This window comes from Kibdelosporangium aridum, assembly GCF_900176515.1.
Lineage (GTDB): Bacteria > Actinomycetota > Actinomycetes > Mycobacteriales > Pseudonocardiaceae > Kibdelosporangium > Kibdelosporangium aridum.
On record NZ_FWXV01000004.1, the window covers coordinates 159,135 to 177,180 of the forward strand.

Below are 18,046 nucleotides of genomic sequence, written 5' to 3' on the forward strand. Positions count from 1 at the left end.
TGCCCAATGGGCTTGATCTGTAACTCTTTCGGACTAACGCTGCCGGGGCGTGGGGTACGGCAGTAGTGCCATCTCCCTGGCGTTCTTGATGGCTGTCGCCACTTCGCGTTGCTGCTGTGGGGTGAGGCCGGTGACCCGGCGTGCCCTGATCTTTCCCCGATCGGAGATGAACTTGCGCAGCAGCGCCGTGTCCTTCCAATCTACTGTGGACACCCCTTCGCGGAGCAGCAGATTGCCGCGGGTTTTCCTACGCTGGGGTCGCAAAGTCACCGGTCCTCCTTGAACTCGACGTGCCTTCGCGCGATCGGGTCGTACTTGCGCAGCACCATCCGATCTGGATCGTTGCGGCGGTTCTTGCGGGTCACATACGTGTACCCGGTGCCCGCGGTGGACTTGAGCTTCACGATCGGCCGGATCTCGTTGCGGGCCATCAGACCTGGACCCCCTTGCGCCGAAGTTCGGCGACCACGGCTTCGATTCCCCTGCGGTCGATCGTCTTGATGCCCTTCGTGGACACCGTGAGCGTGATGGTCCGTCCTTCTGAGGGCAGCCAGTAGCGGCGCCGCTGCACGTTCGGGTCCCAGCGGCGCTTGGAACGCTTGTGGGAGTGCGAAACGCGGTTGCCGAAGCCCGGCTTGCGCCCGGTGACCTGGCAGATCGCAGACATCCAGCCTCCTGAAAATGACAGTCGTTTTCAATTACGATAGCATGCGGATCGAGGAAGGGAGTGGCATGGCATGGGTTGGCCTTGTGATCGTCGCCGGTCTGCCGCGCAGGCAGGCGTCGGCTGTCGCGACGAGACTGATGCACGCCGAACCTGGCAGCGTTGTCGTACACCACGATTTGCGCGACATTGCCCAGGGTTTCGTTGTGCGCAGGCAAAAGTCGGCGGCAGGTGAGGAGGTGACCCGGCTGGAACTGGCCCACGGTTGCGTCTCTTGCACTCTGCGGGAGGACTTGCTGCCGTTGCTGGCGAAACTGGCCGATTCGGACGGTGTGCACCGGATCGTCGTCCACCTTGACCCGACGATCGAGCCGGAGCCGGTCTGCTGGGCCATTCGCGACTTGCCGGTCCGGGTGACCGGTGTGGTCACTGTTATCGACACGGCGACCTGGCTCGCGGACGCGACTGGCGACGAGGAACTCGCAGAGCGTGGATTCGGCGTGGCTGAGGGAGATGACCGGACGGTCGCGCAGGTCGCGGTCGGTCAGGCGGAGTTCGCCGACGCCATTGTGTTCGCCGGGTCCGGCGCCGACGCGTGGACCGAGGCCCGTACTTCCGCCGTCTTGCAACGGATCGCGCCGATGGCCAACAAGGTGTCGTTTGCCGACGCCGTCTACGCGCTGCGCGATCTACCGGGCGCTGCGAGGCGCGGCAAGCTGGACCGCTGGTTCGATCCGCTCCTTTGTGGACAACCGCCGCTCGAGTCGGACTGTGGCGTGTCGTTGACCGTCTTCACCGCACGCCGCCCCTTCCATCCGCACCGGCTGCATGATGCGATCGGCGTGTTGCTGGAAGGAGTCGTCCGGGTCCGCGGCCGGTTCTGGCTCGCCAGCCAGCCTGACGTGGCACTGTGGTTCGAGTCCGCTGGTGGCGCGCTGCGGATCGGCCAAGGTGGCCCCTGGCTGGCCACAATGGACGATTGGTCCGGCGAATGCCCGCAGCGGACCGTCAAAGCCTCACTCGAATGGCATCCGAGGTTCGGCGACCGGGCGCAGGAGCTGACTATCGTCGCGCACCAGGCGCTGCCGGACGAGCTCACCGAGGCGCTGAACGCCGCTCTGCTGACCGACGAGGAACTGGCCGAAGGTGAAGAAGCCTGGTTGCGGTACCCGGATCCGCTTGTGGCTATTGAGTAGTACCGTCCGGTGACGGCCGCCACTGCGGGAAGGGCCGGTCCAGGCTCCAGCTTCCGTTGTGCAGCGTGAGAATCCGCGGCTCGACCTGGTTCGGGTTGGACAGTGACTCGAACAGGTCGATGCTCCACGAGAACACCCGGCGGCACAGCAACCGCATGGTCAGGCCGTGCGTCACCAGCAACACGATGTTCGGGTGGTCGAGGTCTTCCTTCATCCGGTCCTTGAGCTCGGCGAGGAACGCGGCCACCCGGTCGTCCACGTCGGCGCCGGACTCGCCGTGCGCGAGGCGGTAGAAGAAGTGCCCGAACTCGTGCCGCTTGAGCTTCTGGATCTCCTGCTCCACCGGGTCCTGCAGGTTTCCCCAGTCCTGCTCGCGCAGCCGGGGCTCGGCGACGGTCCTGGTGACGATGTCGCCGAGCTCCAGCAATTGCAGCGTTCGCTGAGTACGCACGTAAGGACTGACATAAGCCGCCACCGGCCCGGCGCCGAGCAGCTCGCGCACGACCGGGCCGGCGGCGCGAGCCTGCTCTTCGCCCTTGGGCGTCAGCGGCAAGGCGTGGTCAGGGATGCGGCAGTACGCCAACTCGTCGACGTTGCCGAGACTCTCGGCGTGCCGTAACAGAATGATCCGCACCCCTTCATCGTGCCGTCACCGGCCATGGCCTGCCCGGGTGAGGAGTGTCACGGTCGACGCGTCACCGACGACGGCCTTGTCGACCGAGCGCGGGACCTGCCGGGTGTGCGTGCCCGTCCTGGCGCCCAGGACCTTGCTGATCTCGTTGGCCACACCGACCATTCCGGACTTGAACGGGTGGTACTGGATGGCCTTGAACAGGTTGTTCTCCTTGCCCTGGATCCACGCGTCGCGTCCGGCACACGCGTCGTGGCCAAGACTTGCCGGGTACATGTCGACGAATGTCGTGCGACCGTCGGCATTGGCCGCGTTCTCCAGTGCGCCGTTCAACGCCTGCTCGACGTCGTCGAGCCAGCGCAGGTCGCCGTCGGCGATCGGCAGGACGTCCGGGCAGTTGCCTTGCGGCGGAACGATCCTCGGGTAGCCGATCAGCAGGACCTTGGCGTTCGGGGACCGTTCGTGCACGCCGGCGAGCACGGCACGGACCCGGTCGCCGGTCGCGGCCACCTTCTGTTTCATGGTGTCCACACCGTCCACGGTGAAGTGCCTCTGGCACGGTGCCCCGGTCGGGTCGGAGGAGCGCAGTTCGGGGCATTTGCTGGTGAGGTCACCGAAAACGCCGAAATCGTTGCCGCCGATGCCGATCGTGACCAGGTCGGTGTCCGCGCGCAGGAAGCTGAACTGCGGCGGGTGCTGGCCCAACGGCAGCGGAGGTGTCTGCGGGTTGAGCATGTTCGTGGTGTCGGCGCCGCCGCAGCTGCCGTCGGTGTATGACCGCAGGCCGAGGTTGTCGGCCAGCAGCGCGGGGTAGTTGTTGGTCGACGTGACACATGCGAGCCGGTCCAGGCGTGGCCACGGGATGCCTGGGCCGGAGGTGTAGGAGTCGCCGAGGGCGACGTATCTCTCGTAGGTTCTGGCCTTCGGTGCCGCTGCCGCGACTGGGGTCACCAGCAGGAAGGCGAGCAGGGAAGCCATGATCACGCGCAGTGTGTTCACCGTCACACTCCAGCATCGCCGCCGACCGTTTGTCCAGGTCAGTCGCCCGGTCGGAGCTATTTAGACTCACTCGCCATGCTCTTGGTAGTGCTCGACCTCGCCGGGATCGCGGTGTTCGCCATATCGGGTGCACTCGCTGGGGTGAGAGCCAGGCTGGACGCCTTCGGCATCGCCGTGATCGGTGTGACGACCGCGCTCGGCGGCGGGATCATCCGGGACGTGCTGCTGGGCGCGCAACCGCCGACGTCGCTGCGGGACTGGCGCTATCTGCTCGTGCCGATCGTCACGTCGCTCGCGGTGTTCTGGCTGCACCCGCAGTTCGCGAAGCTGCGGCGCGGTGTGTTGCTGGCGGACGCCGTCGGGTTGGGGTTGTTCACCGTGTCGGGGACCGCGACTGCGCTCGCGTACGGGGCTCCGTCGTACACCGCGTGCCTCATCGGGATGACGGCCGGTATAGGTGGTGGGGCCCTGCGAGACGTGCTGCTCCGGGAGATCCCGATGGTGCTGCGTAAGGAGATCTACGCGCTCGCGGCCCTCGCCGGTGGAGTGGTCGTGGTCGTCGGGGCGCGGCTCGGTTTTCCGGCCGTGCCGACGGCCGTGGCGGGTGCTGCCCTAATCGTGACCATTCGCTTGATCGCGCTCTGGCGCAGGTGGAACGCGCCGACAGCCCGAGGTATTGGCACCTGATCAGTGCTTTCTCAGGCATATCTCAGTCCGACCAGACACACTGCTCCCATGCGCATACTCGTAGTGGACGACGACAGGGCTGTACGTGAGTCCCTTCGGCGGTCGCTGCAGTTCAACGGATACCAGGTGGAGACCGCGAGCGACGGCCAGCAAGCACTCGACACGATCAAAGGCGGCGACCGGCCGGACGCGATGGTGCTCGACGTGATGATGCCGAGGCTGGACGGCCTCGAAGTCTGCCGCCAGCTCCGTAGCACCGGTGACGACCTGCCGATTCTCGTGCTGACCGCGCGGGACTTGGTATCCGACCGGGTGGCCGGTCTTGACGCGGGGGCGGACGACTACCTGCCGAAGCCCTTCGCGCTGGAGGAGCTGCTGGCCCGGCTGCGGGCGTTGCTGCGGCGGACCCAGGCCGACGCGATGGCGGCCGAGAAGCAGGAGCCGTCGCTGAAGTTCGCCGATCTCGAGCTGGACCCCGGTACCAGGGAAGTCCGCCGCGGCGACCGCTCGATGAGCCTGACCCGCACCGAGTTCTCCCTGCTCGAGCTGCTGCTGACGCACCCGAAACAGGTGCTCACGCGCAGCCGCATCCTGGAAGAGGTATGGGGCTACGACTTCCCGACCTCGGGTAACGCGCTTGAGGTCTACATCGGCTACCTGCGCCGCAAGACCGAGGCGGCGGGCGAGCCACGGCTGATCCACACCGTGCGGGGCGTCGGCTATGTGTTGCGGGAGACCCCGCCGTGATCTTTGCGCCACAGGAACACGGGCGCAGGCAACGCGTATCGCTGAGAAGTCGAGTAACCCTCCTGGCCGCGATCTGTGTGGCCGGGGCGGTCGCGCTCGTCTCGCTCGGTGCGTATCTGACCGTGCAGCAGAACCTTTACGACCAGGTCGACCAGAACCTGCGTGACCGCGCGACGAACGCGCTGAACCTGCGCAACTTCGGTGATGTCGACGACCCGTCGACCCCGATCTTCACGCTGGCCGTGGCGTTGAGCGACGTGAAGTTCACGATCATCGACGCGTCCGGCCGCGAGCTGATCGAGTCACCCGTGCTGTCTCCGCCGTTCGGCGACCCGGAACGCGCTGTGGCGGCAGGCGTCCACAACGAGTGGTTTCGGACGGATCCGCGTACCGACACGCGCGTGTACTCGATCCGTGTCTCGCTGAGCGGCAGGGCCGCCGCTTTGGTCTTGGCGCAACGACTCGCGCCGACGAAGCAGCTGTTGAACGACCTGGCCCTGGTGCTGGTGTTGATCAGTGGCGCCGGTGTCGTGGTCGCCGCGCTCGCCGGAACCGCCGTCGCGAGGACCGGTCTGCGGCCGGTGGAACGGCTGACCCGGGCGACCGAACGTGTTGCCAGGACAGGTGATCTGCGGCCGATCCAGGTCAGCGGTGACGACGAGCTCGCCCGGCTGACCCACAGCTTCAACACGATGCTCGGCGCTGTGTCGGACGCCAGGGACAGGCAGCGCAGCCTGGTCGCGGACGCCGGGCACGAGCTGCGGACGCCGCTGACTTCGTTGCGTACCAACCTGGAACTGCTGATGGCCTCCGAGGCGCCCGGCGCGCCGAAACTGTCCGATGAGGACAAGGCGGAGATCCAGGATGACCTGCGCGGCCAGCTGGACGAGCTGACCACGTTGATCGGTGACCTGGTCGAGCTCGCCCGTGAGGAAGGCGCGCAGGCGGTATGGGAGCCGGTCGAGCTGGTCGAGGTCGTCGAGCAAGCGCTTGATCGCGCGCGGCGGCGGGCCGGTGACGTCGAATTCGACGTTTCCCTGCAGCCATGGCGGCTGATCGGTGACGCGGGCGCGTTGGAGCGCGCGGTGTTGAACCTGCTGGACAACGCCGTGAAGTTCAGCCCACCGGCCGGGACCGTCCGGGTGCGGCTGGGATCCGCGGGTGACGGGTTCGCCGTGCTCGAAGTGGCCGACCAGGGGCCGGGCATCGCCGACGAGGACCTGCCGCGCGTGTTCGACCGCTTCTACCGTTCGCAGGAAGCACGGACATTGCCGGGATCAGGGCTCGGGCTCGCGATCGTGCAACAGGCCGCGTTGCGGCACGGCGGTGAGGTGCTCGCCGGCCGATCGCCGGAAGGCGGCGCGCTGTTCAGCTTGCGGCTGCCGGGGATGCCCGGCTGACCGAAGTGGTCGCGCCGAATACGCCCAGCGATCTGCCGCTCGCAACCACTAGGGTGCCCGCCATGGCGGTTGACGCGATCGAAGTGAAGCTCGACGAGATCGAGAAATGGGCGGCGGGCAGGCCGGTCAACCGCGATGAGCTGCGGCTGATGTTCGAGCTCGCCCGTGACCACCTCGGTCACCGCACACCGGGCAGCTTCGAGCCCGGTGACCTCGACGAGCTGCTGCTGGAGGTCTACCCGCGACGGGTGGAGATTCCGAGCGGGACCGACGCGGTGCAGATCGTCGAGGCGGCCAGGGACCTGGTCGACTTCATCGAGGAGACCACCGACACGACCGGCGAGCTGCTGACGGAGCTCGAGGACGCCGTGCCGGAGTTCATGGAGATCGTCGCGGAGAACGCGCCGGCCAGCCACGGCTTGGCCGAGATGCTCGAAGAACTCGGGCTGCCGAGCGACCGCATGCCCGGCATCCGGCTGCCGTCGGCCGACGTACTTCTCGCCGCCGCCAAGCAAAGCAAGCTCTTGGCCAGGGCACACGAGCTGGCCGCGTGGGCGGGCGACGGCAAGGAAGTCGACGACGATGACGAGCTGACCGACGAGGCTGTCGCGCAGGCCGCAGCCGCGCTTGGCGTCGATGACCAGCTGGAGATCAGGGTGCTGGCGGACTTGGCCGAGTTCGCCGGGTTCGCGTCGACCGAGTCCGGCTCGTTCGCCCCGCTGCCCGGCGGGTTCGAGCAGTGGCCGGACGGCGGGAACGTCGCGGAGATCTGGCAGACCGGGTTCATCTCGACCTTCGGGTTCGTCCTCGACCGCGTCGCCGATTTCCGCGGTTCGGACATCGACTTCGCCGACGTGCCGGCGAACCTGCTGATCATGCTGTTCCTCGCGCGGGACGTCGGCTTGCCGCGCACCGAGATCAGCGAGCTGATCCACGAGCTGACCGAGGACGAGTGGCACGGCTACGTCGAGCAACACGGCGATCCGGCGGACTTCTTCATCCACGTGATGACCGAGATCGGCGGCCTCGAGGTCGATGGCGAGAACGTCAGGTACACACCGTTGGCGTTGAATGCCGTGCGAGAACACTTCATGGCCAACGGGGTCGACGTTCCGCTGTTGCCGCCGTCCGCCGAGATGACGGCCGCGGATCTGGCCGCGCTCGCGATGGATCTCAGTGGCCCGGAGATGGCCGCTGAGCAGGCCGCGTGGCTGTCGTCGCGGGAAACGGTGCCTGCCGCGCGGGAACTGCTGGCGGTGGCGGCCGATGGGCCCGCGCGTGTCCGGGTCTGGGCGACTGGCGTGGTGACCGAACTCGGCGTGGCCGAGGTTTGGCGTGAGGTGCTGGACGTCGATGCCTTGCGGCCGTATGCCCGCTATGCGCTGGGTGAGACCGAGTTGGAGCTGTCCGAGCTCGGCTGGATCACCATCGACGGGCTGACGTTGTTCGTCGAGGCCGACGAACAGGGCATCCCTGACCTCGGGCCCGCTGTGGCGCCGCTGTTGCCGACGGGCAATGAGGTGGAGTTGCTCGACGTCATGTGGCGGTTGCCACATCCGGACGTGGTCGCGACGTTGAACCTGCTCGGCAAGTACCACCCGGACAAGAGGATCGCCAAGCACGCCCGCAAGGTGGCACACAAGGCGACCACACTTCACTCGCAGGAGTGATTCGGCCGGTTCGCGAGAAACCGGGGCGCTTTTTGTCGGTGGTCGGGTGCAGGATGACCGGCGTCACACCGAACGCCTTGGGGAGCGGACATGGCACATGCGATCCTCGCGGAAGGCCTGGTCAAGCGCTACGGCTCGATCGTCGCGCTTGACGGGCTGGACCTGGAGGTCGAAGAAGGCACCGTGATGGCCTTGCTCGGGCCCAATGGAGCGGGCAAGACAACGGCCGTACGGGTCTTCACGACACTGTTACCACCGGATGGCGGCAAAGCGACCGTCGCCGGGCTCGACGTCGTCGCCGACGCGCGCCAGCTGCGCAAGCAGATCGGGGTCTCCGGGCAGTACGCGGCCGTCGACGAATACCTGACCGGGTTCGAGAACCTCGACATGGTCGGCAGGCTGTACCACCTCGGCGCGAAACGCAGCCGGGCGCGGGCACGCGAGTTGCTGGAAGCCTTTGACCTGGTCGATGCGGGGGACCGGCCGGTGAAGGGCTACTCCGGCGGCATGCGCAGGCGCCTGGACCTGGCGGGCGCACTCGTCGGCAGCGGCAAGGTGCTCTTCCTCGACGAGCCCACGACAGGCTTGGATCCACGGGCCCGCTTCGGGTTGTGGGACGTGGTCGAGGACTTGGTGCGTGGCGGCGCGACGCTGCTGCTGACCACGCAGTACATGGAGGAGGCCGAACGCCTGGCCGACCAGATCTCGGTGATCGACCACGGCAAGGTGATCGCGCAGGGCACGGCGGACCAGTTGAAGGGCCAGGTCGGCGGCGAACGGCTGGAACTGGTGCTGGTCGACGCGAACGACCTGGAGACCGCACGGACCGCGTTGGCGTCCATCGCGGTCGGGGACATCCAGATCGACGTGAGTTCCCGCCGGATGACCGTGCCGGTCAGCGGCGGCTCCGCCGTGCTGGTCGACGGCCTCGGCCGGCTGTCCGAGGTGTCGGTCAAGGTGCAGGACGTCGGTCTGCGACGGCCCACTTTGGACGACGTTTTCCTGGCGCTGACCGGTCACGAAGCCGAAGTCGAAGGGACGGAAGGCACATGAGCGACGACGGATCGGCGGTTGTCGACGTGGTGTCGGGGCGCGAGGTGGCGGTGCGCGACGACACCGGTGCCTGGGTGATCCTGCCGGTCGGCGGGGTGCTTGACCGGATTTTCGATACTGGGGAGGGGAAATGAGCACGATCGCGCTGGCTTTCAGCGACGGGATGACCATCGCGCGGCGGAACCTGATCAAGATCAAGCGGGTGCCGGATCTGATCGTGTTCACGCTGCTCTCGCCGATCATGTTCGTCCTGCTGTTCGCATACGTCTTCGGCAGTTCGATCTCGATCCCCGGGGTGTCCTACCGGGAGTTCCTGATGGCGGGCATCTTCGTGCAGACCGCGGTGTTCGGGGCGACGTGGACCGGCCTCGGGCTGGCCGAGGACATCCAGAAAGGCATCGTCGACCGGTTCCGGTCCTTGCCGATGGCCCGGTCAGCGGTGCTCGTCGGCCGGACCACCAGCGACGTCGTGATCAACCTGATCAGCCTGGTCGTGATGTCCTTGACCGGACTGCTCGTCGGCTGGCGGGTGCACACCTCGCTGCTGGAAGCGTTGGCGGGCTTCGCTTTGCTGCTGCTGTTCGCCTACGCGCTGTCGTGGATGATGGCCGTGATCGGCCTGTGGATCCGCAGCCCGGAAGTGTTCAACAACGCCAGCTTCATGGTGATCTTCCCGTTGACGTTCGTCGCCAACACCTTTGTCCCGTCGAACAACCTGCCGGGCGCGTTGAAGGTCATCGCCGAGTGGAACCCGGTCTCGGCGATCACGCAGGCGGCCAGGAACCTGTTCGGCAACACGCATCCGGCATTACCCACACCGGACGCGTGGCCACTGCAGAACCCGGTACTGGCGACGCTCGGCTGGACCGCGATCATCCTGCTGATCTTCGTTCCCTTCGCGATCAACCGATACCGCAAGGCGGTGAGCCGCTGAGCTACTTGAGCCGTTCGGCCAGCCACGGCAGGACGGTGTCCCACGTCTTGTGTGCTGGGTTGATGACGTCGAAGTGGTTGGCGCCAGGTACTTCCACGTACTTCGCGTCAATTCCTTTGGCGGTCGCGCCTGTCACGTACACGCTGCCGTAGCTCGGCGGCACGACGTCGTCGGCGCTTCCGTGCACGACCAGCAGCGGCACTCGGCCGTTGTCCAACGCGGTCGGTGACGTGACGGCGTACCGCTCAGGCACCTCGTCTGCGTGGCCACCCAACAGGGCGTTGATCGCACCTTCGCTGAGCAGCTTGGAGACCACGGGAATCATGTCCGCGCGGGGCTCCGCGACAACCCCAGCGGGCGGTGGAACATTGGGATCGGTCAGGTCGTGACCGGCGCGGTTGGCATCGCCCGCCGCGAGGTCGAGGACGCCCGAAAGGGAGACCGCGCCCAGCGGAACCACTTTCGGGTTCGCGCCCGGTGCGTCTGTCGGCAGGACTGCACGATGCGCTACCCAGCCTGCGAGGTGTCCACCCGCCGAGTGGCCCACGACGAGCACCCGGCTCGGGTCCACCTTGGGGTCCAGTTCAGCGATCCTGTCCGTGGCCGTGGCGATGTCCAAGAACGTCCCGGGGAAGCCCGCGCCGTCCTCGCCGATGCGCCGGTACTCGATGTTCCAGACCGCGTACCCGTTCGCGACCAGGGCTTCGGCGACCGGAACGACCTGGAACCGGTCGAACAAGGCCGTCCAGTAACCGCCGTGGATCAGCAGCACGACCGGGAACGGCCCCTCGCCCTCGGGCAAGTACAAGTCGCCGACCTGCGACGGTTCCGGGCCGTACGAAATCGTCGATACCGGCATCACAGCTCCTTTGGTAGCTCCAAATGATAGTCAGAATTAGTGACTATCAACTGGAGCTACCAACAAGGGTGACTGCTCGTTTATGCCAGAGCCGCTGTGACGTAGCCGATGCTGATCGGGTCGTACGCCAGTTGGATGTGTCCGACGAACACGCCGGGGTGCTCGTCCTGAATCACGATGTTGCGCACGTCCGGGCCGGTCAGGAAGGACGTGGAAGTCGGCGTGACCAGGAAGTCCGTTGTGCTCACGATGACCGTGTAGCGCACGCCTGGCTGAGTTTCGCCACCCGCGTTGAGGTCTCGGATGAAGTCCGAGTCGCGGATCAGCTGAAGGCAGGACTTGCAAAGCCCGCCGACGAGCAACTGGGCCGCGCCAGGGAAGAGCTTGGCGAGTTCGGCGATCCCGCTCATGGTCGTGCCGTGGTTGGGCGGCGCCAGCGCGACGAAGTGGTTGACCTTGGCCGCGCCGCCGAGGTTCTTGAGGTAGTAACGCGGCATGATGCCGCCCTCCGAATGGCCGACGACGTCCACTTTGGCCGCGCCGGTCGCGGTGAGCACCTTGTCTATGTAGGACCCGAACTCCTTTGCGGAGTTCTGGACGTAGTCCGTACCACCGATTCCGGGGATGACGGACTGGCCGTACGTCGGGGTGAAGACGCAATAACCCTTGCTTGCCAGCAAAGGTGCGATTGCCAGGAAGTTGCCTGGGCCGTTGCCGAACAGGCCGTGTGCGGTGACGACCGGTCGTGGGTGAGCCGCCGACGGGCGGCACGAGAAGTCGTTGACGCCACCAGAAGCCTCGGCGGCGGTGGCGGGGGTGGCGGCGAAAAGCAGGCCGGCGGCGGACAGGGCTAGGACCCGCCGGAGTACCCGATTCATCTGCACTCCTCACTGAGCGTGGGAATCCGGTTACGCGCTGGACGCTACACCGGACTTGGAAGAACTTCCAAGAACTACATCCAAGAAATTTGTTCGGTACCGTTCCAGGTATGGCTCGCAACCGACGCAAACAGCCCCGCCGGGACGCCTTGCTGGAAGCCGCCGTCGAGGTGGTCGGCGAAAGGGGCGTAGCAGGGACAACGCACCGCGCCGTGACGGAACGCGCCGAGGTGCCCTTGGCGACGGCGAGCTACTACTTCTCGTCGATCGACGAGCTCATCGCCGAGGCGCTGACCGCGTTCGTCAAGCAACGGGCCGAGGAGATCGGGCTGCCGCACCAGGGCGATGTCGCACCCGCGCAGGTCGCCGAGTGGTACGCCCAGCAAGTCATGGGTCTGGACAAGTCCAAGCGGCTGGCGTTCTACGAGGTGCTGTTGAACGCGGCCCGCACTCCGGAACTGGCTGAGGCGGCCCGCAACGCACTGGCCAGCTATCAGGATTGGGCGGTCGCCGGGCTCAACGCCGCGGGCGCGCCAAGGGGAGTAGGTGCCGCACGCGCGTTTGTCGCATTGGGACTCGGCTTCGGTCTGCTCCATCTGGTCGAGTCGCAGGAAAGTGACACCGAGGACTTGTTTGTGGCGCTACGGGATCTGTTCATCGGTAGCGTGTTGGATCCGGACGAGCACACCGCGTGGACGCAGCGGCTGGGGACGGCCGGTCGAGAGTAAATCGACAGGTTGTTCTCACCCATTTCCTAGTTGGGGTTCTTAGCTTTGACTGCGTGACCCCCTCGGGTAGAAGAGCCCTCCTCAGCGGTTACCTGGTGGCCGCGATCGTGGTGGTGGCGTCAGCTCCGGCGATGTCGGTTACCCCGGCCGACCCCGCAGTCGTCGAGATGGCAGCGCCGCCGATCACGATCGAGCCGTCACCCGAGCCAGAGCCGTCGAGGGAACCGCTCGCGCAAGCACCGCAGGCGACGAACTTCGCCGCCGCGATGGTTGACGCAGCGACCGCGGCCGTACCCCAGGGGGTCACCTCAGGCATCGCTGTGATGGACGTGCGCACCGGACAACTCGCCACCTCCGGCACCGAGCAGTTCTATTCGGCATCGCTCAGCAAACTCATGCTCATCGTCGACATGCTCGACCGTGACGTCGAGGTCACCCCGCCGGTGCAGAACCTGATCACGCGTGCGCTCGGCCCGAGCGACGACAACGCGATGAACTCCTTGTGGGTCAGGTTCGACGGTCCGGACGCGATGAACCGCGTGGCCAGTTCTCTTGGCATGACCGGAACTCATGGCCCCGACGACCGCAGCCAATGGGGTGAGGCGGTGGTCTCGCCCGCCGGGTATGCCCGGCTCTACCAGCACATCATGACCGAGATGGATCCCGGCGACCGGGACACCATCCTGGCCGCGCTCAGTGCCGCCCCGGCGACCGCCGTCGACGGGTTCAACCAGGAATTCGGTCTGCTGGGCTTGCCCAAGGCGGTCACCAAGCAAGGCTGGATGTACTACGGCAACAGGCTTTACCTGCACAGCGCGGGCGTTGTCGCCAACGGCAGTGACCATTACGCCGTCGTGCTTCTGACCAGCCAGACACCGTCGGCCGGTGTGGCACGCGCCAACGTATCCGTGCTCGCCAAGGCGATCATGAGCGCGATGCCGTCACCGGAGTCCAGCGCCGAGGTCACTCGATGAAGTAGCGCGGGACGGGTTCGCTCAGCAACCGCCGGGTGGTCTCCAGGCCCCACTCGTCAAGCTGGTCAATGGCATCCGACGAGCCGCGCAGGCCGCCGAACTTCGACACGTGCTCGGCCCACTCCTCGCGCCGCTCGATTCCAGGCCTGGCAACGATGCAGTCCGGGTCGTTGACCCAGAACCGTCCGTGCTGGAACGCTCGCGACTCGCCGTTGAGCACCGCGCCCCATTGGCCTGGCATGGAAATGTCGCCGTCCACGGGCATGTACGTCGGTGCGATGTCGGGGCTGACTCGCATCGCGTCCACCAAGCCGATCGACGGAAGTTGCGGCGCGCCGCAGCCCAGCAGGTAGGCGTCCGGTCCGATCGCTTCCCTGATCAGCTGCAAAGCGTCGCGGTACGCCTGGATCGGCGAGATGTCGTTGTGCCGCTCGCCGAACAGCGCACCCGCGTAGATGAAGTCGATCTTGTGGAAGTCGATGCCCCAGCCGCGGAACGTCCGGTACACCGTCGACAGATACTCGGCCGCGTCAGGATGCGTGCTGTCCAGGGCGTACAGCACCTGGTTCCAGTTGTAACCCGCTTTAACCGGTGTGCCGTCGTAGTTGCGTACCAGCCAATCCGGGTGCTCGGCCGCGACTTGGGACTGCGCGCCGATCAGGAAGGGCGCCGTCCAGATACCCGCCCGGTGGCCCGAATCCGTGATCCGCGCGAACAACCCTGGCACATCGGTGAAATCGCGTGACGGGACCAGCCAGTCGCCGATCTCCGCCTGGTAGCCGTCGTCCACTTGCACGACGTCGACCGGCAACCGGTCCATCAGCGCAAGGTTCGAGTCCACATTGGCCTCGGTGACCTTGGTGAAGTACTGGTACCAGGAACACCAGATCGTCGGCGCGGGCCGGGGCGCCACCAGTCCCAGGGTGGACACCACCGAGTCCGCCCAGCGCGCCAGCGCTTCCTGGACTGAACCGTCATGTGTTGTCACCACAACGTCGTCAGCCGCTGTCACGACCGCCTTCGAGTCCACGATGGACACGTCGATGGCCGGGACGGAGTTCACCGGGTCCGCCGAGGCGATCACGTGCACCGGTCCGTCTCCGGGATCCACCGCGATCAGTCCCTCACCGCGGTAGACATCCGGCGGGGGAAGGGATTCGGCCCGCCATGCCCCGACCCGCCTGATCGTGTTCGGCGGTCGGTGTGGCGGCGAGCCGGGACGGTATGACGTTGACGGCGACCAGGACTGCCAGCCCTGTTCGTGGATGACGGCGCGGGTTGGGTCGATGGGGATGTCGGTCACCGGCCGCACGGGTATCAGCCTTTCGTCGATCCTAGGGTCAGACCACCGACGAACTGCCGTTGCAGTGCGAAGAACACCACCAGGCAAGGCAGTGCCACCAGTAGCGAACCCGCCGCGAGCAAGTTGTAGTCGGTGAAGAACTGGCCTCTCAGGTTCGACAGCGCCGAGGTGATCGGCATCTTGTCACCGGTCTGGATCAACACGATGGCCCAGAAGAAGTCGTTGTAGATCCAGGTGAACTCGAGGGTGGCCAGTGCGCCGAGGGCGGGTCGGCACAGTGGCAGGATGACCTGCCAGTACTGACGGAACACACCGGCTCCGTCCACCCGAGCGGCCTCGGTCAGCTCGTTCGGGATGGTCTTCATGTAGTTGCTCAGCACGAACGTGCAGAACCCGACCTGGAACGCGATGTGGATCAGCACAAGGCCCAGCTGGGTGTCCAGCAGGGTCAACCGGTAGTTGATCCACTCGGGCACCGGGATCAGCCGGAACAACCGGTACAGCGGCGTGATGATGACCTGCTGCGGCAACAGGTTGCCCGCGGTGAACAGCATCAGCAGCGCCAGGTTGAACCTGAAGCTGAACCTGGTCACGCCGAACGCCACGAACGAGCTGAACAGCAACGTGATGATCAGCGCGGGAATGGTGATGACCAGCGTGTTCCAGAAGTAGTTCGGCAGGTCCGCGGTCTCCCACGCCTTGGTGAAGTTGCTCAGCGTGAGCTCGGACGGCAGCGAGAAGTAGCCGTTGGCGGCGGTGTCCTCGTACGTCCGAAGCGACGCGAACGCCGTCCACAGCAAGGGAGCGAGCCAGATCAGGCAAACCGCGATCAGGAACGTGTGCAACGCGATGCGGCTGGCCCGCATCTTCGCGTTCTTCTCCCGCTCGCCCGCGCCTGCTTTCCGGACAGGAGGGCGGTCCAACGTCGTGGTCACGCTCGTTCCTCCCGACGGAAGACCTGGACCAGGTACGTGATGATGAAGCCGAGCGAGATCACCAGCAGGATCACCGCGAGCGCGGAGCCCCAGCCGATCCGGCTGGCCTCACCGATGATGTTGTCGGTGATCAGCACGGAGACCAGTTCGAGCCCGTTGCGGCCGCGGTTGATCGCGTAGACGATGTCGAACGCCCGCAGGCCCTCGATCACGGTGATCACCAGCACGATCACGTTGATCGGCTTGAGCACGGGGAAAGTGACCCGCCAGAACGTCTGCCAGCCGTTGGCACCGTCCAGTGCCGCGGCTTCCTTGAGTGCCGGGTCGAACGACTTCAACCCGGCCAAGTACAACAACATCACGTAACCGGTGTGTTTCCAGCCCGCGGCTATCAGCACGGCGTAGATGTTGATATCCGAGTCACCGAGCCAGTCCACGGGATTGGACTCCGCGATCCCGAGCACGTTGTTGACCAGGCCGAGGTTCGGCTCGTACATCAACTGCCAGATGAAGCCGACCATGGCAAGGGCCAAAACCACCGGCAGGTACAGGATCGACTGGTAGATCCTGGTGAACTTGAGCTTCCGGTCCAGCAGTACCGCCAGCAGCAGGCCGAAGCTGGTCGGCAGCAGGATCAGGAACGCCAGCCAGATCAGGTTGTGCTGCACCGCGGGCCAGAACCGGGGATAGGTGGTGAAGATCTCGGCGTAGTTGCGGGTCCCGACGAACTTGATCTGGTCGAGGTCGCCGATGCCGTCCCACGACGTGAACGACAACAGCACGGAGGACAACGTCGGCACCCACACCAACGCCAAGTGCAGCAGCGTGGGGATGCCGACCATCAGCAGCAACACAATCCGGTCGGTGCCGGACAGCGCCGTAGCCCGGCGCCGCCCCTTCTTGCGAGGCGGCGTCGGGTCGACGCGTGGAGTGTTCTCCAGAACTGTCATTACTTCTGGAAGTACTGCTTCGCCTGGTCTGCGATCCTGCGTACCAGACCGTCGATGTCATTGGGATTCTTGATGAAGTCGTTCACGCTGTTGATCGCGACCTCACTGGCGAAGCCGGGATCGGTGTCGCGGTCGAGGAACTGGGTGATGTGCTTGGCCTCGTTGACGAACTGCACGCACTTCTGCTGAAGCTTGTTGTAGGCGTTGGCGTCCGCCTTGTTGCTGGCCGCGATGCTCGTCGGGTCCGACTTCAGGTACGCCTGCTGGGCCTGTGCGGTGGAGAGGTAGGTCAGCAGCTTGTCCGCGTTGGCCTTGTCGCGTGGCTTGACCGCCTGGCACCAGCCGTCGATCGGGGCCTCGATGGTGTCCGTGCCGTGCGCCGGGTCGATCTGCGGGAAGGTGAAGAAGTCCAGGTCGTCGAGCAGGTTCGCGGTCTTGAACTGCTGACCGATCTGCTGCGAGCCCGCGACCATCATGCAGGCCTCGCCCTTGGCCACCGACTGCGCGGCGTCCTGCCAGTCCCGGCCGAGCGAGTTGGGCTGGTAGAACTCCAGCAGCCGCTTCCAGTTGTCGAACGTGGCGCGCACCTTCGGGCCCGCCCAGTCCTCCTTGCCGGCCATCAAGTCGACGTGGAACTGGTAGCCGTTGGTGCGGAAGTTGATCTGGTCGAACGTGCCCAGCAGTGGCCAGCCGTTCCTCTGCCCGGCCGCGATCGGCACCAGCCCGTCGGCCTTCATCTTGGTGGACAGCGTGATCAGCTCGTCGAACGTCTTCGGGACCGTGTAGCCCTTCTGCTGGAAGATGCTCGGCCGGTAGAACACGGCCCACGGGTAGGAGTAGAACGGCACGAAGTACTGCTTGCCGTCGTCGCCGGTCGACGCTTCCTTCTGGGCCTGGGTGTAGTTGCCCTCCAGCGACTTCCACAGCTCGGAGACGTCGCCGACCAGCTGCTTGGACGCGAAGAAGCGCAGCCGGAACCCGGCGAACCAGGACCACACGTCATCCGCGCCCGCCTGCAGGTACGAGTTGATCTGCTGCTGGAACGCCTCGTGGTCCTTGGTGTTGATGTTCACCTGGACGCCCTGTGCCTGGGTGAAGGCCTTGATGACCTCGTCGAGCGCACCCTTGGGCACCGCGTCGGAGTAGTTCGATCCGAGGGTGATCGGTCCGGTCCCGCCACCGCCGGAGGAGCCGGAGTCACCACAGGCGGCCAGTCCGGGAACGGCCGCGAGACCCATGGTGGCGAACAGACCCTTCATGGCTGTTCTGCGCCCGATCATCGCATCGATGCGGTTCATATGTCGCTCCAAACCCCACGGACTCCAACAAGAGTGCTCACAATCTGGTAGCGAAGGCACGTCCTGTCAAGCCTCGTTACGGAGCTGTTAACCCGGTTGGATGAACGTAGTCCAGGTAAAATGAGAGGTGGACCTGGGCT

At 65.8% G+C, this 18,046-nt stretch carries 21 protein-coding genes; 10 read left to right on the forward strand and 11 right to left on the reverse strand.

From position 1 onward, the window contains the following. Positions 1-33: 33 nt before the first annotated feature. From rpsR to rpmB, 3 genes are read right to left on the reverse strand one after another with little or no spacing between them, the layout of a single operon-like run. Positions 34-270: a 30S ribosomal protein S18 gene (gene rpsR, locus B9C43_RS24515; protein ID WP_033383365.1), complete on the reverse strand. Its 237-nt coding sequence runs from the start codon at positions 268-270 to the stop codon at positions 34-36. Next, the gene (rpmG, locus tag B9C43_RS24520; RefSeq protein WP_084429433.1) at positions 267-431 is read right to left on the reverse strand and encodes a 50S ribosomal protein L33; all 165 of its coding nucleotides are present in this window, start codon (positions 429-431) and stop codon (positions 267-269) included. The genes rpsR and rpmG overlap by 4 nt, the downstream gene beginning before the upstream one ends. Beyond that, a complete protein-coding gene (rpmB, locus tag B9C43_RS24525; RefSeq protein WP_084429435.1) occupies positions 431-667 on the reverse strand; it encodes a 50S ribosomal protein L28 in 237 nt (78 codons plus the stop codon). The genes rpmG and rpmB overlap by 1 nt, the downstream gene beginning before the upstream one ends. A 65-nt stretch (positions 668-732) precedes the next feature. On the opposite strand from rpmB, the gene mrf reads away from it, so the two are divergent. Then, entirely contained in the window at positions 733-1,860 is a 1,128-nt protein-coding gene (gene mrf, locus B9C43_RS24530; protein ID WP_143446558.1) for a ribosome hibernation factor-recruiting GTPase MRF, read from the forward strand. Here the strand turns inward: mrf and B9C43_RS24535 are convergent. After that, positions 1,850-2,494, reverse strand: a complete 645-nt coding sequence (locus B9C43_RS24535; RefSeq protein WP_084429439.1) for a histidine phosphatase family protein — start codon at positions 2,492-2,494, stop codon at positions 1,850-1,852. The two genes, mrf and B9C43_RS24535, sit on opposite strands and share 11 nt — an antisense overlap. Before the next feature lie 15 nt (positions 2,495-2,509). Further along, the gene (locus B9C43_RS24540; protein ID WP_235038816.1) at positions 2,510-3,490 is read right to left on the reverse strand and encodes an SGNH/GDSL hydrolase family protein; all 981 of its coding nucleotides are present in this window, start codon (positions 3,488-3,490) and stop codon (positions 2,510-2,512) included. A gap of 75 nt (positions 3,491-3,565) precedes the next feature. On the opposite strand from B9C43_RS24540, the gene B9C43_RS24545 reads away from it, so the two are divergent. The 7 genes from B9C43_RS24545 to B9C43_RS24570 all read left to right on the forward strand — a co-directional run bounded on the left by B9C43_RS24545 (position 3,566) and on the right by B9C43_RS24570 (position 9,981). Next, a complete protein-coding gene (locus B9C43_RS24545) occupies positions 3,566-4,177 on the forward strand; it encodes a trimeric intracellular cation channel family protein (RefSeq protein WP_084429441.1) in 612 nt (203 codons plus the stop codon). A 48-nt stretch (positions 4,178-4,225) separates the two neighbouring features. Continuing rightward, on the forward strand, positions 4,226-4,924 hold the full coding sequence (locus B9C43_RS24550; protein WP_084429443.1) for a response regulator transcription factor: 699 nt from the start codon (positions 4,226-4,228) through the stop codon (positions 4,922-4,924). After that, positions 4,921-6,324 (forward strand): sensor histidine kinase, encoded by a 1,404-nt coding sequence (locus tag B9C43_RS24555; RefSeq protein WP_084429445.1) that lies wholly within the window; start codon positions 4,921-4,923, stop codon positions 6,322-6,324. Before B9C43_RS24550 ends, B9C43_RS24555 begins: the two co-directional genes overlap by 4 nt. 62 nt (positions 6,325-6,386) lie before the next feature. Next, the gene (locus tag B9C43_RS24560; RefSeq protein ID WP_084429447.1) at positions 6,387-7,994 is read left to right on the forward strand and encodes a hypothetical protein; all 1,608 of its coding nucleotides are present in this window, start codon (positions 6,387-6,389) and stop codon (positions 7,992-7,994) included. Positions 7,995-8,084: 90 nt separating this feature from the next. Continuing rightward, entirely contained in the window at positions 8,085-9,047 is a 963-nt protein-coding gene (locus B9C43_RS24565) for an ATP-binding cassette domain-containing protein (RefSeq protein WP_084429449.1), read from the forward strand. Then, the gene (locus B9C43_RS56825; RefSeq protein ID WP_160096670.1) at positions 9,044-9,181 is read left to right on the forward strand and encodes a hypothetical protein; all 138 of its coding nucleotides are present in this window, start codon (positions 9,044-9,046) and stop codon (positions 9,179-9,181) included. Before B9C43_RS24565 ends, B9C43_RS56825 begins: the two co-directional genes overlap by 4 nt. Further along, complete coding sequence (locus B9C43_RS24570) at positions 9,178-9,981, forward strand: ABC transporter permease (protein ID WP_033383378.1); 804 nt, start codon at positions 9,178-9,180, stop codon at positions 9,979-9,981. The genes B9C43_RS56825 and B9C43_RS24570 overlap by 4 nt, the downstream gene beginning before the upstream one ends. Before the next feature lies 1 nt (position 9,982). Here B9C43_RS24570 and B9C43_RS24575 read toward each other — a convergent pair whose 3' ends face one another. Together B9C43_RS24575 and B9C43_RS24580 are read right to left on the reverse strand one after the other, a co-directional pair. Beyond that, positions 9,983-10,840: an alpha/beta hydrolase family protein gene (locus tag B9C43_RS24575; RefSeq protein ID WP_084429451.1), complete on the reverse strand. Its 858-nt coding sequence runs from the start codon at positions 10,838-10,840 to the stop codon at positions 9,983-9,985. A gap of 80 nt (positions 10,841-10,920) precedes the next feature. Beyond that, positions 10,921-11,718, reverse strand: a complete 798-nt coding sequence (locus tag B9C43_RS24580; protein WP_084429453.1) for an esterase/lipase family protein — start codon at positions 11,716-11,718, stop codon at positions 10,921-10,923. 110 nt (positions 11,719-11,828) lie between these two features. Between B9C43_RS24580 and B9C43_RS24585 the strand changes: the two genes are divergently transcribed. Together B9C43_RS24585 and B9C43_RS24590 are read left to right on the forward strand one after the other, a co-directional pair. Further along, positions 11,829-12,446 (forward strand): TetR/AcrR family transcriptional regulator, encoded by a 618-nt coding sequence (locus B9C43_RS24585; protein ID WP_051895447.1) that lies wholly within the window; start codon positions 11,829-11,831, stop codon positions 12,444-12,446. A gap of 53 nt (positions 12,447-12,499) precedes the next feature. Next, a complete protein-coding gene (locus B9C43_RS24590; RefSeq protein ID WP_143446559.1) occupies positions 12,500-13,420 on the forward strand; it encodes a serine hydrolase in 921 nt (306 codons plus the stop codon). Here B9C43_RS24590 and B9C43_RS24595 read toward each other — a convergent pair. From B9C43_RS24595 to B9C43_RS24610, 4 genes are read right to left on the reverse strand one after another with little or no spacing between them, the layout of a single operon-like run. Continuing rightward, positions 13,410-14,732, reverse strand: coding sequence for a glycoside hydrolase family 36 protein (locus tag B9C43_RS24595; protein WP_200825680.1), 1,323 nt, complete (start codon positions 14,730-14,732; stop codon positions 13,410-13,412). The two genes, B9C43_RS24590 and B9C43_RS24595, sit on opposite strands and share 11 nt — an antisense overlap. 5 nt (positions 14,733-14,737) lie before the next feature. After that, positions 14,738-15,658 (reverse strand): carbohydrate ABC transporter permease, encoded by a 921-nt coding sequence (locus B9C43_RS24600; RefSeq protein ID WP_235038817.1) that lies wholly within the window; start codon positions 15,656-15,658, stop codon positions 14,738-14,740. After that, the gene (locus B9C43_RS24605) at positions 15,655-16,608 is read right to left on the reverse strand and encodes a carbohydrate ABC transporter permease (protein WP_084429457.1); all 954 of its coding nucleotides are present in this window, start codon (positions 16,606-16,608) and stop codon (positions 15,655-15,657) included. Before B9C43_RS24605 ends, B9C43_RS24600 begins: the two co-directional genes overlap by 4 nt. Continuing rightward, complete coding sequence (locus tag B9C43_RS24610) at positions 16,608-17,906, reverse strand: ABC transporter substrate-binding protein (protein ID WP_033383388.1); 1,299 nt, start codon at positions 17,904-17,906, stop codon at positions 16,608-16,610. The genes B9C43_RS24605 and B9C43_RS24610 overlap by 1 nt, the downstream gene beginning before the upstream one ends. Positions 17,907-18,046: the final 140 nt, after the last annotated feature.

What these genes read in the sequence shown, in the direction of transcription:
- rpmG (WP_084429433.1), bottom strand. Translation starts at nt 431, where the DNA reads ATGGCCCGCAACGAGATCCGGCCGATCGTGAAGCTCAAGTCCACCGCG.
- rpmB (WP_084429435.1), bottom strand. Translation starts at nt 667, where the DNA reads ATGTCTGCGATCTGCCAGGTCACCGGGCGCAAGCCGGGCTTCGGCAAC.
- mrf (WP_143446558.1), top strand. Translation starts at nt 733, where the DNA reads ATGGCATGGGTTGGCCTTGTGATCGTCGCCGGTCTGCCGCGCAGGCAG.
- B9C43_RS24545 (WP_084429441.1), top strand. Translation starts at nt 3,566, where the DNA reads ATGCTCTTGGTAGTGCTCGACCTCGCCGGGATCGCGGTGTTCGCCATA.
- B9C43_RS24550 (WP_084429443.1), top strand. Translation starts at nt 4,226, where the DNA reads ATGCGCATACTCGTAGTGGACGACGACAGGGCTGTACGTGAGTCCCTT.
- B9C43_RS24560 (WP_084429447.1), top strand. Translation starts at nt 6,387, where the DNA reads ATGGCGGTTGACGCGATCGAAGTGAAGCTCGACGAGATCGAGAAATGG.
- B9C43_RS24565 (WP_084429449.1), top strand. Translation starts at nt 8,085, where the DNA reads ATGGCACATGCGATCCTCGCGGAAGGCCTGGTCAAGCGCTACGGCTCG.
- B9C43_RS56825 (WP_160096670.1), top strand. Translation starts at nt 9,044, where the DNA reads ATGAGCGACGACGGATCGGCGGTTGTCGACGTGGTGTCGGGGCGCGAG.
- B9C43_RS24570 (WP_033383378.1), top strand. Translation starts at nt 9,178, where the DNA reads ATGAGCACGATCGCGCTGGCTTTCAGCGACGGGATGACCATCGCGCGG.
- B9C43_RS24575 (WP_084429451.1), bottom strand. Translation starts at nt 10,840, where the DNA reads ATGCCGGTATCGACGATTTCGTACGGCCCGGAACCGTCGCAGGTCGGC.
- B9C43_RS24580 (WP_084429453.1), bottom strand. Translation starts at nt 11,718, where the DNA reads ATGAATCGGGTACTCCGGCGGGTCCTAGCCCTGTCCGCCGCCGGCCTG.
- B9C43_RS24585 (WP_051895447.1), top strand. Translation starts at nt 11,829, where the DNA reads ATGGCTCGCAACCGACGCAAACAGCCCCGCCGGGACGCCTTGCTGGAA.
- B9C43_RS24605 (WP_084429457.1), bottom strand. Translation starts at nt 16,608, where the DNA reads ATGACAGTTCTGGAGAACACTCCACGCGTCGACCCGACGCCGCCTCGC.
- B9C43_RS24610 (WP_033383388.1), bottom strand. Translation starts at nt 17,906, where the DNA reads ATGAACCGCATCGATGCGATGATCGGGCGCAGAACAGCCATGAAGGGT.